Here is a 13,698-nt window from a genome sequence, read left to right on the forward strand (position 1 = left end):
CGTTAGTGTTACGTACAACTTCACGAACCACCGTCACACGTCACATTGAGGTATGACATGTCACAGATCGCCCTCGTCACCCTGGTCGTCACCGACTACGACGAAGCCATCGCCTTCTACCGCGACGCCCTGGGCTTCGAGCTCGTGGAGGACACCGACCGGGGTGATGGCTCCCGCTGGGTGGTCGTGCGCCCGCGCGGCGGTCCGGTGGGGACGGGGCTGCTGCTGGCGCGTGCCAAGGACGAGGCTCAGCACGCGAGCGTCGGGGCGCAGACCGGCGGCCGAGTGGGCTTCTTCCTGCACACGGAGGACTTCGCGGGCGACCACGCGCGGATGCGGGATGCCGGGGTGCGGTTCCTGGAGGAGCCGCGGCACGAGGTCTACGGTTCGGTGGCGGTCTTCGAGGACCTGTACGGCAACCGCTGGGACCTGCTGCAGCCCGCGTGAGCCCGTACGGCATGCAGCCCGCGTGAGTCCGTAGGGCGGTGGTCACGGACGCGCACCGCGTTGCCGGGCGCGCGCTACGGCGTGCGCGCGGCCAGGCCCTCCTCCCGCGCCCCCGCCGCCCCGAGCGCGTCCAGTACCGGACGGATCAAGGGGTGGCCCTCCGCGCCCTGACGGACGGCCGCGAAGACCCGGCGGGTCGGCGGGCTGCCCTCCACAGGCCGTACGACGACTCCCGTCAGTTCGACCCCCCGCAACGCGGACCTCGGCACCAGTGCCACGCCCGCGCCCGCCCCGGCCAGCGCGACCACCGCGCGGAAGTCGTCCGAGGAGTGTTCCAGCCGGGGTTCGAAGCCGGCGAACTCGCAGGCGAGGACGACCACGTCATGGCAGGGGTTTCCCGGGTACGGGCCGATCCACGGGTCCTTCGCGAGGTCCGCGACCGCCACCTGGTCCTGACCGGCCAGCCGGTGGTCCACGGGCAGTACCGCGTCGAAGGGTTCGGAGTAGAGCGGCACCCGGGTCAGCCGCTCGTCGTCCGCTCCCGGCGCGCCCCGGTACTCGACGGCGACCGCCACATCCACCTGCCGGTCCAGCACCATCGGCACACTCGCGTCACCCTCGGCGTCCTGCACCCGGACCCGGATGCCGGGCGCGGTGAGGTTCAGCTCGGTGATGGCGGGGGCGAGGACGAGGCCGATGCCGGTGGCGAACGCGGCGACCGTCACCGTACCGGCCACCCCCGCGCTGTATGCCGCGAGCTCCGCCTCGGCCCGTTCCAGCTGGGCCAGCACCACATTGGTGTGGGTCAGCAGGATCTCCCCCGCCGCCGTGAGCCGCGCCCCGCGCGCCCCGCGTTCGACCAGCCGGTGGCCGGTCTCCTGCTCAAGGGCGGCGAGCTGCTGGGACACGGCGGAGGGGGTCAGATACAGCGCGGCGGCCGCGGCAGTCACCGTGCGGTGGTCCGCCACCGCACGGAGAATGCGCAGCCGCCGTGCATCGATCATGTGCCCTATTGTCCCAGGTCCGGATCGTTCCGGGTCCGGCGGGAACTCCTGGGCGGCCCGGCTACTCCGCCAGCGCCGCCCGCGCGTCGACGAACGCGTCCACGGCACGGTTCACGTCGTCCGTGGAGTGCGCGGCGGACAGCTGCACGCGGATGCGCGCCGCGCCCTGCGGGACGACCGGGTAGGAGAACCCGATCACGTACACACCGCGCTCGAGGAGCAGCTCCGCCATCCGGCCTGCCTTCGCCGCGTCCCCGAACATGACGGGGGCGATGGCGTGGTCGCCGGGCAGGACGTCGAAGCCTTCCTCGGTCATCCGGGTCCGGAAGAGCGCGGTGTTGGCGTTGAGCCGGTCGCGCAGTTCGCCCGCGGACTCCAGCAGGTCGATGACCTTGAGGGAGGCGGCTGCGATGACGGGCGCGAGCGAGTTGGAGAAGAGGTACGGGCGCGAGCGCTGACGGAGCAGGGCGACGATCTCGGCGCGGGCCGCGACGTAGCCGCCGGACGCGCCGCCGAGCGCCTTGCCGAGGGTGCCGGTGATGATGTCGACGCGGTCCATGACGTCGTGCAGCTCGGGGGTGCCGCGCCCACCGGCGCCGACGAAGCCCACGGCGTGCGAGTCGTCGACCATCACCATGGCGTCGTAGCGGTCGGCCAGGTCGCAGATCTCGCGCAGCGGAGCGACGTAACCATCCATGGAGAACACACCGTCGGTGACGATGAGCCGGCGCCGCGCCCCGGACGCCTCCTTGAGCTGCTGCTCCAGGTCGGCCATGTCGCGGTTGGCGTAGCGGAAGCGCTGGGCCTTGGAGAGCCGGATGCCGTCGATGATCGAGGCGTGGTTGAGGGCGTCGGAGATGACCGCGTCCTCCGCGCCGAGGAGGGTCTCGAAGACACCGCCGTTGGCGTCGAAGCAGGAGGAGTAGAGGATCGTGTCCTCCTGGCCGAGGAACGACGACAGCCGCTGCTCCAGCTCCTTGTGGACCTCCTGCGTGCCGCAGATGAAGCGGACCGAGGCGAGCCCGTAGCCCCAGCGGTCCAGTGCCTCGTGCGCGGCGGCGACGACCTCGGGGTGGTCGGCGAGGCCCAGGTAGTTGTTGGCGCAGAAGTTGAGGACCTCGCCAGGGCGTCCGCCGGAGGTGACCGCGACGGTGGCGGACTGCGGGGTGCCGATCACGCGCTCGGGCTTGTGGAGTCCGGCGGCCTTGATCTCGTCGAGGGTGGTGCGCACGTCGTCACGTACGGAGTCGAACATGAGGGGTGTCTCCCGGCTCGGTAGCTGGATACGTCAGTGGCTTGACTGGACGCGCGTGGTTCAGACGGTCCAGTCGAGGATGACCTTGCCACCGCGACCACTCGCCGCGTCGTCGAACGCCGCTTCGAAGTCCCGGTAGCCGTATCGTCCGGTGATGACGGGGGCGAGGTCCAGACCGCCCTCCAGCAGCACGGACATCGCGTACCAGGTCTCGTACATCTCGCGGCCGTAGATGCCCTTGATGGTGATCATCGAGGTGACGACCCGCGACCAGTCGACGGCGAACTCCTCGGACGGCAGTCCGAGCATCGCGATCCGCCCGCCGTGCGTCATGTTCGCGATCATGTCGCGCATCGCCTCGGGCCGGCCGGACATCTCCAGGCCGATGTCGAAGCCCTCGCGGAGTCCGAGGTGCTTCTGGCCGTCGGCGATGGTCTCGTCGGCGACGTTGAGGGCGAGGCTGACGCCGACCTTGCGGGCCAGTTCGAGGCGGGCCTCGCTGACGTCGGTGATCATGATGTTGCGGGCACCGGCGTGGCGGGCGACGGCCGCGGCCATGATACCGATCGGTCCGGCGCCGGTGATCAGCACGTCCTCGCCGACCAGCGGGAAGGACAGCGCGGTGTGCACGGCGTTGCCGAACGGGTCGAAGATCGCGGCGATGTCGAGGTCCACGGGGACCCGGTGCACCCAGACGTTGGACGCGGGCAGCGCGACGTACTCGGCGAACGCCCCGTCGCGGCCGACGCCGAGACCCACGGTGGAGCGGCAGAGGTGACGGCGGCCTGCCAGGCAGTTTCGGCACTTGCCGCAGACGAGGTGGCCCTCGCCGCTGACGAGGTCGCCGACCTTGATGTCGACGACGTCGGAGCCGAGCTCTGCGACCTCGCCGACGAATTCGTGTCCCAGGACGAGGGGGGTGCGCACGGCCTGCTGGGCCCAGCCGTCGTAGGCCCGGATGTGCAGGTCGGTGCCGCAGATGCCGGTGCGGAGGACCTTGATGAGTACGTCGCCGGGACCGATCTCCGGTTCCGGCACGTCCATCAGCCAGAGCCCCGGCTCGGCCTTCTGCTTCACGAGTGCCTTCACGGCTGCGGCTCCCTGTGCCTGGTGCGGCGTTGAGTACCCCGGGCCGGGGGCGTGGGGAAGAAAGCCTGCGGCCCGGGGAAGACATGAGGTACGGCAGGTCGCCGTGCGCGTCGGACGTCCGGCTCCGCGCACCACTCTCTGCCGTCAGGAAGCAATCTGCCGCACCCCGCGCCGCAGGTCCATCGAGGATTTCTTAAGCGCCCCCGCAGCTCCGCTTCACGCTGTCCGTACCTTCGCGTCCGGACCGCCGAGGACGCGGGCCCCGGCCTCGGCGGCCGGGACGGGCGATGCCCTGGCGTGGACGGCGGCGCCCGCGCCGCCCGCGAGCACGGCGCGAGCGGCTGCGGCGGCCGGCCCGTCCCGGGGCCGGGCGTGGCGTCCGGCGCCCCGGGCTCGGACGAGCCCCCCTCGGCTTCTAGGACTGAGCGCCCTTCCGCAGGAATGTGCTGATGTGCGTGGCGAGCACGGTGGGCTGGTCCTCCGGGAGGAGGGTGTAGCTGTCAGCGACTTCCACCAGCTGTCCCTGGGGCAGGAGTTCGGCCAGTCGGCGTCCGTGCTCGGGTGGCATGACCTTGTCCTCGGACGCCCAGACGACGAGCGCCGGGCGGTCGAAGTCCCGCAGCTTTTCCGTCCAGTGCCGGAGTTCCGCCTTGGGTGGCACGCCGAGGACGTACTTCCGCAGATCACGGCGGATCTCCGCAGAGGTCCACAACGGCCGGAACCACTCGTCCATCACCTCGTGCGGGACGGGCCGCTTGCACATCCGGCCCCAAGTCATGGGCAGCCGCCGCATGGGCTTCAGCTTGAGCAGGGCGAAGGCGAGATACAGGCCGCCGGGCATCCTCGCGGAGGCGTGGAGGTTGGAACCGGGCAGGCCCGGAGGGTAGTTGTCGAATGCCTCGCAGGACGTGATCACCAGCTTGCCGATCCGCTCGTCCCGGCCGTCCGCGACGAGGGCCTGTGCCCCGCCCCAGTCGTTCATCACGAGCGCGACGTCCCGAAGGTCGAGCGCCTCGAGGAATTCCGCCACCAGCCGGGCCACTCCGAGGACGGACAGATCCGCGTCCGGCCGCATGGGCCGCCGGTGCCCGCCGAGTGGCAGGGTCGGTACGACGCACCGGAAGTCGGCGCGGAGCCCGTCGACGACGTTGCGCCACAGGGAGCCGTCCATCGCGACCCCGTGCAGGAGGACGGTCACCGGCCCCTCCCCGCCCGTGTCCTCGTACGTGATCACGCCTGCGGAGAGCTCGACTTCGGACACTACGGGCAATTCCGATGCTTCGGCCATCCGTCCAGTCTGTCAGCGGCGGAGCTCGCCGGATGGGTGTTCGGGTCCTTCGCGTCCGACTTTGAACACAGTGATGACGAAGTATGGACGTCATCAGCAAAAGCCTCCTACTGTTTCCGTCGCAACCCCCCAACTTCCGCTCAGGTAAGGCGCTGCCGGACAACTCCCGTAGAACGTTCGCCCACGTGCTCCTCACTGGAGGGGCCAGGAGGAAGAATGAACTCACGGCTGTATCAACGCTGTCGCAGACGCTTGGTGGGGCTGCTCGTCGCCTCCTTCCTCGTCGGCGCCTTCTCCGCGTCACCGGCCGGAGCCGAACCGTCCGGGCGGGCAGAGCTACCGCCGCAGGAGCCCGGGGTCACGTTGCGGGTGTTCGATGTACAGTCGCCGCTCAGCGAGTTGTGCGACATCAAGTCCGGACAGACTCCCAATGTCGACAAGTTGATGCCGACGATCGACTGGAGCTCTCCGGACGACTTCGGCTTCGGCGACTACTTCGTCGCGCATGTGATCGGCAACATCGCCGTCCCGGAGGACGGCGCGTACACCTTCCGGCTGACCAGCGACGACGGCTCGCGGCTGCTGATCGACGATCAGCTCGTCATCGATCACGACGGACTGCACGGCGCCGAACCCAAGGACGGTTCCGTCACTCTGTCGGCCGGCCACCACTCTCTTCGCATCGAGCACTTCGAGCGCACCGGCGGGCAGCAGATCACCCTGGCGTGGCAGCCGCCGGGTGCCTCCGGCTTCGCCGTCGTGCCCAACTCCGTGCTGAGCACCGATGCCGATGTCGTACGCGTCACGGCGCCGGGCCGCAAGGAGTGCGAGGGCGTATCGGACGCGCCGGGCGACGGGCTGCCCCTGAACTCGGTCCACCCCGACTACCGGCTGACAGATCTGCGCCCCGAGGGCTTCGAACCGCAGGTCACCGCGATGGACTGGCTGCCGGACGGCCGGCTGGCCGTGACCACCTGGGGCGGCAGCACCCAGACGGCGGGCGAGGTCTACCTCCTCGACAACGTCCAGGGGAACACCGATACGAGCAAGGTGACGGCCAAGAAGGTCGTCGGCGGGCTCAAGGAACCCATGGGCGTCAAATCCGTCGACGGCAAGCTGTACGTCTCGCAGAAGCACGAGCTGACCGAGCTCACCGACGCCGACGGCGACGATGTGATCGACGAGCAGAAGACGATCGCCACCTGGCCGTACGGCGGCAATTTCCACGAATTCGCCTTCGGCCTGCTGTACAAGAAGGGGTTCTTCTACCTCAATCTCTCGGTGGCGATCAACTACGGCGGCGCGACCACCGATCCGCAGCCCGCTGAGAACCGGGGCTCCACGATCAAGGTGAACCGGAAGACCGGTGAGGTCTCGTACGTCGCGGGTGGTCTGCGTACTCCCAACGGCATCGGCTGGGGGCCTGGCGGCGACATTTTCGTCACCGACAACCAGGGCGGCTGGCTGCCCTCGTCGAAGCTGGTCCACATCAAACAGGACCGCTTCTTCAACCACTACACGAATCCCGACGGCCCCTTCGACGCGAACCCCGTGACGAAGCCGGTGCTGTGGCTGCCGCAGAACGACATCGCGAACTCTCCCAGCACCCCGCTCCTGCTCGCCGAGGGCAGGTTCGCGGGACAGATGCTGTTCGGTGACGTGACCTACGGCGGCATCCAGCGGGCGTATCTGGAGAAGGTCAAAGGTCAGTACCAGGGGGCCGTGTTCCGCTTCACCCAGGGCCTGGAGGCCGGGGTCAACCGGATCAGCATGGGGCCGGACGGCGCGATCTACGCCGGTGGCCTCGGCGCGGGCGGCAACTGGGGCCAGGAGGGCAAGCTCACCTACGGTCTGCAGAAGCTGTCCCCCAGCGGCGACAAGGCTTTCGACATCCTGGCGATGCGCGCGAAGCCGGGCGGCTTCGAGCTGGAGTACACCCAGCCGCTCTCCGAGGAGACAGCGGCCGAGCTGGCCGAGCGGTACAAGGTCAAGCAGTGGTTCTACGTCCCTACCCCCTCCTACGGTGGCCCCAAGGTCGACGAGGAGACCCTGTCCGTACGGTCGGCCACGCTGTCGTCCGACCGCAGGAAGGTCACCCTGGACATCCCCGGCCTGAAGGCCAACCGCGTCGTCCACGTCCGCTCCCCCCGGCCCTTCAGCTCGTCGAGCGGTGAATCCCTGTGGAGCACGGAGGCGTGGTACACACTCAATTCCATGCCCGGCAAACAGACCCCGTCCCCCCTGTACGAGGCAGAAGAGGCGACCCTCACCGGCGGCGCCTCCTTCGGCACCGACCACCCGGGTTACTCGGGCGGAGGCTTCGTCGACGGCTACGGCACCGAGGGCGCCGCCACCAGTTTCGATGTCGACGTCGAGGCGGCGGGCACATACGACGTGGGGCTGCGCTACTCCAACGGACCGAATCCCTTCACCGGTACCAAGAGCATCAGCGTTCACGTCAACGGCACGAAGATCAAGCAGACCAGTCTGCTGAGCACCCGCGACTGGGACACCTGGTCGACGCAGACGGAGCCGCTGACCCTGCGCGCCGGGCGCAATCGGATCACCTATGTGTACGACAGCGGGGACACCGGCCACGTCAACCTCGATCTGATCACCGTGCGCCCCCAGGGCGAACGCGTCCCGCTGTTCGACGGATCGAGCCAGGCGGCCTGGCAGCACACCGACGGCCGGACGGTGCAATGGCCGATGGCCGGCGACTCGATGGAGGTCTGCTGCGGTGACATCCGCACCAAGGAGTCGTTCAAGGACTTCACCCTGCATGCCGAATTCTGGCTGCCGAACCTCCCTCCGGACGTGACCGGCCAGAACCGCGCGAACAGCGGCGTCTACCTCCAGGACCGCTACGAGGTCCAGATCCTCGACTCGTACGGTGACACGACTCTCGCGGACAACGAGGCCGGGGCGATCTACACCAAGAAGGCTCCGGACCTCAACGCCGCGACACCGCCGGAGACGTGGCAGTCGTACGACATCACCTTCCACGCGGCCCGCTTCGACGACACGGGCAAGAAGACCGCCGACGCCCGGGTCACGGTGGTATGGAACGGCAAGACCGTCCACGACAACGTGGCCATCGACGGACCGACGGGTGCCGGGGCTCCCGAGGGCCCGACGGCCGGAGCCATCCGCCTCCAGGACCACGGCAGCAAGGTCCGCTACCGCAATATCTGGATCGAGCCGCTGGTCTAGAGGCCGGGCGGAGTGTGCGGGCGGAGTGGACGGGCGGAGTGTACGGCTGGGGTGTCCGACCGGGGTGTCCGACCGGGGCGGCAAGCCCCGGTCGAACGCTCTGGCCGCTCCGGACGTGTGATGTCTGATCGTCAGATCGTGTTCCTCGACCCCGGGAGCTCCTTCATCTCGTCGACGACCGCGCGCTCCGTTATCGCTGTGTGTCCCGTCACCGTGCCGGCTTTGATCCCGTTCCGGTCACGCATCTGCACCGTGCGCTCCCCCAGGTAGCTGAAGGTCTCCGGGTCGAAAATCCACTCCGTGCGGTCGCCGGAATGCTCGTCGGTCCGGGCTATGGCGATTCCCTGGCGGCCCGCCGCGTCGGTCGTCTTGTTCACCACCATCACGCCAGGGATCTTCGCCGCCGTCCGGTACAGCGCGGACGTCAACTCCGCCGGCATCAACTGCTCACGCACCAGGTCACCGATCGTGGTGAACGCCTGCTGGTCCGGTCCGTTGCCCTGCCCCTTCGTCTCCGCGTAGATCTTTCTCAGCAGCTCGTCGGGGTCGGTGGTGAGCTTCTTGAGGTAGTCGTAACTGGGGCCGCCGAGCGTCGGCCCCTCGGCCAGCGCCTCGCCCTCGGCGTCCAGGGTCAGCCCTTCGCGAGAGGTGGTGCCGTTACCCGGCTCGATGAGCCAGCCCTTGCGTCCGTCCGGTGACATCCACACCTGGCGGGGATGCAGCTTCTGTACGTAGGTCTCGCTCTTGCCGTCGGCGTCCTCTGACGTCGTCAGCCAGGAGACCTGGCTCTTTATGTAGATGAACTGGCCCGGCTTCGGCTCGGGCAGCTTCTCGCGGGCTGCCGCTCCGGAGATCAGGGCGACCGTGCTGTCCAGCCCTTGGGTCGTGCCCTGCCCGGCCTGGACGACCGACGCGGGCACCGACCACTCCGGCGGACCGGCCGCTTCGACCGTGTCCTGGCCGGCGAACTGGGTGGCCCCGGCCACACCGGCCAGCACCGCCACCGCGACGGCCGCCCCGATCAGCGCGAGCCGACGACCGCCACGGAGCGGCCGGCCGGAAGGCCGCGAGGGAACCGGGGCCGCCGCCTGCGGCTCCGGCTCCCCGGCTTTGCGGGCCTGCGCCTGCTGGATCTCGTGCATCAGGTGCTCCTCGAGCGTCGTCATGCGGCCGTGGGGCAGCGCCGGATCGCCCGGCGCCGGCAGCAGCCCCGCCAGCTCCGCATGGTCGAGCGGCTCTCGGCGCCGCCGCCAGGGGGTGCGATTCATCGGTGCCTCTCCTCTTCCGACCGGACCGCATCGATGCGGTCACTCTGTACTTGTCCGACCGCCCCGACCCGTTCCATCTTTCTGCGGCGGTGGCGCAGTTCACCGTCCGTCAGCTTGCGCAGGCGGCTCCTCGCGCGCGACAGGCGGGAGCGCACCGTGCCGACCGGCACGCCGAGCGCCTCGGCGGCCTCCGCGTAGCCGAGGCCCGACCACACGCACAGCGCGAACACCTCGCGCTCACCTCTGCGCAACTGCCCCATGGCCACCTTCGCCGCGGCGAGTTCCTCGGAGTCGGTGATCCTTCCGACCAGTTCGTCCGCGAAATCAGGCAGCACGTCCCGTAACGGCAGTCTGGCGAGGGCTCTTTCGTGCCGCCGCGCCGCGCGGCCCGTATTACGCAGCACGTTGACCGCGATGCCCATCAACCAGGGCCGCGGGCTGTCGCCTTCGTCCCGCAGCTTCTCGCGCAGCCGCCAGGCCTCCAGGAAGGTCAGCGAGACTATGTCCTCGGCTGCGGCCCAGTCCCCGGTGGTCCGGACAGCGTGCCGGTAGATCAGCTGGGCGTGGTCGCGGAACAACTCCCGGAAGGCCTCCGGGTCCCCCGCGCGGATGCGCGCATGCATCGAGTAGTTCACCTTCTGACTTGTCCGACCACGCCGGCCAGTTCCTGTGATCCACATCACACCCCCACCGGACGGATGACTGCCGCCCGGCGGCCGTAGCACCCTAGGACGCCAATGCCGCACCAACCCGGGGGAAGTCGGTTGACCAAGGCGTCTCTGATCACCGCGGCCGGGAAAGGGGCCCTCATCGCGCCCCTCGCCGCGATCGTTTCGTACCTCGACGCCTGGTGCGTGCGGGCGAGCACCGGGGAATTGGGGTGGCTGTTCGGCACCGAGTTCTGGGTCATGGCGCTGATACTCGCCGGAGTCCGCATCCGCTCATGGACCCAGGACGACGAGAGCTGGGTGGGCACGGTCGCGCTGCTGGCCCTCGTCGCCGGGCTCGTCGCCGGACCCCTGCTCCTCTTCCACGGCACCCTTGCCGCAGTCGGGGGCGCGCTCGGCGTCGTGGTGCTGGGGGGACTGGCTCCCACAGCGGCCCGGGGGTGCGGCTTCGACGTCAAGCCCCATTACGCCAAACCCCGCGACACCCACCCCCATGACGCCAATCCCCCCGACACCGAGGGCCGTTGACCTCGGCCGACCCCGTGCGCCCACCCCTCTCACGCTGTCGACGGGGCGTCAGAATAAAGGTCTAGACATTCACTTTTGGCATGCATATGCTCGGCCGCGCCGGGACCGTCCGCAATGGGCGGCGCACTCTCGGTTAGGTGCCCTCGTGGGGGGGCGTGCTGTAGTTCGACAGCCGAGGTATCACACGAAAGGTCCTTTCGCTTTGAGACCGATCAGAGGGATAGCGAGTGTCGCCACGCTCGCGGCTCTACTTGTTGGGTGCGGAACACAACAAGCAGATGAATCACCCGAAATCCGAGCCGGGAACGGTGCGCCACCAACGGCCGAGCGGCTTGCGCTCGACGAGTTGCCGACGGCTCCCACCAAGGGGTTGGCCAAGGGGCTCACTCTGCCCCTGGATGATTACGCCACAAGTTCAGTCGACGGTTACGCCTGGAAGGTCGCCGTACAGGATCAGTGGCGTTCCTGCATGGCGCGCTTCGGATTCGCCGACTTCGGACCGCCGCAGATTTCCGAGCAGTCGGCGGTCATGCAGGCGGACTCCGCACTGGGCCGCCGCTACGGCATTTCGGATCTCGACCTGGCGAAGAAGTTCGGATATCACCTCCCGACCGGCGTCCAGGAATCCGCGTACTGGGAACCCGCCGCGGGAGCCGAGTCGGCCGTCTTCACCGGCGAGGGGGCGGGGGTCGACAACGGCACCTACGAGGGGAAGCCGCTTCCCGACGGCGGCTGCCGCGGAGAGGCGCGGCGCATGTTCCCCATGCCCCAGACGCCCGAAGCGGAGCGTATGGGGATCACCGTTTTCGAGGAGACGCGAAAGAGCCCCGAGGTCGTCAAGGCCGTCGCGCAGTGGGTTTCCTGCATGAAGCAGAAGGGGTACGAGCGGAGCCACCCCCTCGAAGACCTCAACAAGCTCGGCCTCTCACCGTCTGCTCCCACCGCCGGCCGTGAGGAGATCGCGCACGCGGTCGCCGATGTCGAGTGCAAGGCGGATTCCAAGCTCATCGGAGTCTGGAACACGAAGGAGAAGGCGGGGCAGCAGAAGGCGATCAAGGAGAACGCCTCCAAGCTCGCCAAGGAGAAGAGCGTAAAGGACAAGAACTCGGCAAAGGTTCGTCAGGCGTACGAGGCGGCGGGTAACTAATGAATATCAGGAAGAGAATCGCCGGAATCGCCGCCTTCTGCGCCATGAGCGCCCTGGCTCTCTCGGCGACTCCCGCATCGGCCGCCACCTCGTACGAAGGGGATGCGTGCAGTTCGTCGGGGAACAGCTACTGCTTCGCCATTCACTTCAACAGCCGGGGCGAGCAGACGTGGTACTCGTCCAGCCCTTGTTTCGTTGCGAACCATGACATACCCGATTACTTCGGGTACTCCCCGAACGGGGTGGCCCTGGTGCGGTACGTGTTCAGGCCCGGGCAGATTTCCGGAACCGCCGCCACGTGCGTCCTGTCGAATGAGGGCGACGGCCAGGCGGTCAAGAACAACGCGGCCTCGGCGTCGAACGGCGAGTGCTCGGCCACATATCGCGTCTACTTCTACTCCGGATACAGCGGGCCGAGCCAGGCATTCCTGCCGACCTGCGGAGATTACTGGCCCTCGGACAACCTGGTGTCCACCCTGAAGAACGAGAACGCCTCGCACGACCGCTACTAGGGCCTGTCTCGAGTCGCGATCAAGCGGTGGGGTGGCTGCCGTCACGGACGGCGGCCACCCGGCCTCACCCCGCTGGAGCCGGGTGGGAGCCCGCCGCGCCCCAGGCACTGCACCACCGAGTCGTGAACGGGGCCCGCGCGGCGGCACATCAGCCCCCATGGCCCGCGACGAAAGCCCCGCCGGCCGAGCCGACGGGGGCTTTCGTCGGAGAGAGATCACTTTTCGCGCATCCAGGCGAGCATGGTTCGCGTCTCGCGGATTCGCCAGCCCGCCGGCGTCCGCACCGCGGTGCAGGCCAGACGAAGACCGCTTGTCAGGTGGGGGGCCTGGCCATCGCGGTAGAAGTACACGAGCGAGTTCGCCGAGGCGGCCGCCTGGTCGCCGCTGACGTCCACCAGCAGGTCAGTGGTCAGGTGCTGGGTGCGCTCCCCCTCGACCTCGGCCTGTCGCATAAAGCCGACGAGCTCGTCGATGCCGCGGATTTCGCCCGAGCGGGGCGAGTGGCCCGACACATCGTCGGTGAAGACGGTGCCCGCATCCTCCCACCGCTTCTCGTCGAGCAGGAGTGCGAAGCGGGAGAACAGGTCGGCGATCTCGATACGGTCAGCGAGCACGGTATTCGGTGACATGACATACCTTTTCGTTGGCGAGTCCAACATTGGCGGCGCCAACTATACAGAGGTTCGTTGGCAGCGCCAACGATGTAGGCTGACTGTCGTGGAAGAGACCCCCGCGCACCTGACCGCGAAGCCGAGTTGGCTGCTCACCCAGGTAGCAGTGCACGCCCATCGGTTGGCGTCCGACGGCTTCGCCGAGGTGGGCGCGCGCGGCTACCACTACCGGATCCTGGCCGCACTGGACGAGTTCGGGGTGGCCAGCCAGGCCGAGCTCGGCCGCCGGTGCAGCATGGACCGCAGCGACGTCGTGGCGGCGATCAACGAACTGGCCGAGCAGGGTTACGTCGAGCGGACGCCGGACCCGGATGACCGAAGGCGCAACAGAGTGACCCTCACCACGGCAGGTCACCGGCACCTGCGACGCATGGATCGAGCGCTCGACAAGGTGCAGGACGACCTCTTGGAACCGCTTTCGGCCGAGGACAGGCAGACCCTGACCCGCCTGCTCACTCGCCTGCTCACGCACCACCAACGCGCCTGAAGCGGGCTGAAGAAGGCTGCGGGTGGCGTGCTGAAACTCGGTGTGCGGGTGAAGGCGGGGCCGAAGGTCGCGTCGCGTACGAACGCCCGTGGGGCGCGGTGTCAGGTCCGCACCCCACGGG

General features: G+C 68.7%; 13 protein-coding genes. 6 read left to right on the forward strand and 7 right to left on the reverse strand.

What is annotated here, in order from left to right; all coding sequences use genetic code 11:
• Window positions 1-57 precede the first annotated feature (57 nt).
• Window positions 58-447 carry a VOC family protein gene (locus tag AC07FA_RS18655; protein ID WP_479076717.1) on the forward strand — a complete coding sequence of 130 codons (390 nt, stop codon included), beginning with the start codon at window positions 58-60 and terminating at the stop codon, window positions 445-447.
• Window positions 448-521: 74 nt separating this feature from the next.
• On the opposite strand, the gene AC07FA_RS18660 is transcribed toward AC07FA_RS18655, so the two are convergent.
• The 4 genes from AC07FA_RS18660 to AC07FA_RS18675 form a co-directional block, all read right to left on the reverse strand.
• Complete coding sequence (locus AC07FA_RS18660) at window positions 522-1,451, reverse strand: LysR family transcriptional regulator (RefSeq protein ID WP_479076719.1); 930 nt, start codon at window positions 1,449-1,451, stop codon at window positions 522-524.
• Window positions 1,452-1,512: 61 nt separating this feature from the next.
• The gene (locus tag AC07FA_RS18665) at window positions 1,513-2,706 is read right to left on the reverse strand and encodes a glycine C-acetyltransferase (RefSeq protein WP_479076721.1); all 1,194 of its coding nucleotides are present in this window, start codon (window positions 2,704-2,706) and stop codon (window positions 1,513-1,515) included.
• Between the two features lie 60 nt (window positions 2,707-2,766).
• A complete protein-coding gene (gene tdh, locus AC07FA_RS18670) occupies window positions 2,767-3,795 on the reverse strand; it encodes an L-threonine 3-dehydrogenase (RefSeq protein WP_479076723.1) in 1,029 nt (342 codons plus the stop codon).
• Between the two features lie 415 nt (window positions 3,796-4,210).
• Window positions 4,211-5,056, reverse strand: a complete 846-nt coding sequence (locus tag AC07FA_RS18675; protein WP_479077228.1) for an alpha/beta fold hydrolase — start codon at window positions 5,054-5,056, stop codon at window positions 4,211-4,213.
• 243 nt (window positions 5,057-5,299) lie between these two features.
• Between AC07FA_RS18675 and AC07FA_RS18680 the strand changes: the two genes are divergently transcribed.
• A complete protein-coding gene (locus AC07FA_RS18680; RefSeq protein WP_479076725.1) occupies window positions 5,300-8,296 on the forward strand; it encodes a 3-keto-alpha-glucoside-1,2-lyase-like domain-containing protein in 2,997 nt (998 codons plus the stop codon).
• Window positions 8,297-8,427: 131 nt separating this feature from the next.
• Here AC07FA_RS18680 and AC07FA_RS18685 read toward each other — a convergent pair whose 3' ends face one another.
• Entirely contained in the window at window positions 8,428-9,564 is a 1,137-nt protein-coding gene (locus tag AC07FA_RS18685) for a CU044_5270 family protein (RefSeq protein ID WP_479076727.1), read from the reverse strand.
• The gene (locus AC07FA_RS18690; protein WP_479076728.1) at window positions 9,561-10,187 is read right to left on the reverse strand and encodes an RNA polymerase sigma factor; all 627 of its coding nucleotides are present in this window, start codon (window positions 10,185-10,187) and stop codon (window positions 9,561-9,563) included. The genes AC07FA_RS18685 and AC07FA_RS18690 overlap by 4 nt, the downstream gene beginning before the upstream one ends.
• Window positions 10,188-10,328: 141 nt before the next feature.
• Here AC07FA_RS18690 and AC07FA_RS18695 point away from each other — a divergent pair, with 141 nt between their 5' ends.
• The 3 genes from AC07FA_RS18695 (at window position 10,329) to AC07FA_RS18705 (ending at window position 12,419) form a co-directional block, all read left to right on the forward strand.
• Complete coding sequence (locus tag AC07FA_RS18695) at window positions 10,329-10,760, forward strand: hypothetical protein (protein WP_479076729.1); 432 nt, start codon at window positions 10,329-10,331, stop codon at window positions 10,758-10,760.
• Window positions 10,761-11,229: 469 nt separating this feature from the next.
• Window positions 11,230-11,907, forward strand: coding sequence for a hypothetical protein (locus tag AC07FA_RS18700; protein ID WP_479076730.1), 678 nt, complete (start codon window positions 11,230-11,232; stop codon window positions 11,905-11,907).
• Window positions 11,907-12,419 carry a hypothetical protein gene (locus AC07FA_RS18705; protein ID WP_479076731.1) on the forward strand — a complete coding sequence of 171 codons (513 nt, stop codon included), beginning with the start codon at window positions 11,907-11,909 and terminating at the stop codon, window positions 12,417-12,419. Before AC07FA_RS18700 ends, AC07FA_RS18705 begins: the two co-directional genes overlap by 1 nt.
• Window positions 12,420-12,634: 215 nt before the next feature.
• On the opposite strand, the gene AC07FA_RS18710 is transcribed toward AC07FA_RS18705, so the two are convergent.
• Complete coding sequence (locus AC07FA_RS18710; RefSeq protein WP_479076733.1) at window positions 12,635-13,048, reverse strand: nuclear transport factor 2 family protein; 414 nt, start codon at window positions 13,046-13,048, stop codon at window positions 12,635-12,637.
• A gap of 88 nt (window positions 13,049-13,136) precedes the next feature.
• Between AC07FA_RS18710 and AC07FA_RS18715 the strand changes: the two genes are divergently transcribed.
• Window positions 13,137-13,577: a MarR family winged helix-turn-helix transcriptional regulator gene (locus tag AC07FA_RS18715; protein ID WP_479076734.1), complete on the forward strand. Its 441-nt coding sequence runs from the start codon at window positions 13,137-13,139 to the stop codon at window positions 13,575-13,577.
• Window positions 13,578-13,698 lie beyond the last annotated feature (121 nt).

The organism is Streptomyces sp. NPDC045968, assembly GCF_056430475.1.

Coding starts and splice junctions, on each gene's coding strand:
- AC07FA_RS18655 (WP_479076717.1), top strand. CDS start 58: ATGTCACAGATCGCCCTCGTCACCCTGGTCGTCACCGACTACGACGAA.
- AC07FA_RS18660 (WP_479076719.1), bottom strand. CDS start 1,451: ATGATCGATGCACGGCGGCTGCGCATTCTCCGTGCGGTGGCGGACCAC.
- AC07FA_RS18665 (WP_479076721.1), bottom strand. CDS start 2,706: ATGTTCGACTCCGTACGTGACGACGTGCGCACCACCCTCGACGAGATC.
- AC07FA_RS18680 (WP_479076725.1), top strand. CDS start 5,300: ATGAACTCACGGCTGTATCAACGCTGTCGCAGACGCTTGGTGGGGCTG.
- AC07FA_RS18685 (WP_479076727.1), bottom strand. CDS start 9,564: ATGAATCGCACCCCCTGGCGGCGGCGCCGAGAGCCGCTCGACCATGCG.
- AC07FA_RS18690 (WP_479076728.1), bottom strand. CDS start 10,187: ATGCATGCGCGCATCCGCGCGGGGGACCCGGAGGCCTTCCGGGAGTTG.
- AC07FA_RS18700 (WP_479076730.1), top strand. CDS start 11,230: ATGGCGCGCTTCGGATTCGCCGACTTCGGACCGCCGCAGATTTCCGAG.
- AC07FA_RS18705 (WP_479076731.1), top strand. CDS start 11,907: ATGAATATCAGGAAGAGAATCGCCGGAATCGCCGCCTTCTGCGCCATG.
- AC07FA_RS18710 (WP_479076733.1), bottom strand. CDS start 13,048: ATGTCACCGAATACCGTGCTCGCTGACCGTATCGAGATCGCCGACCTG.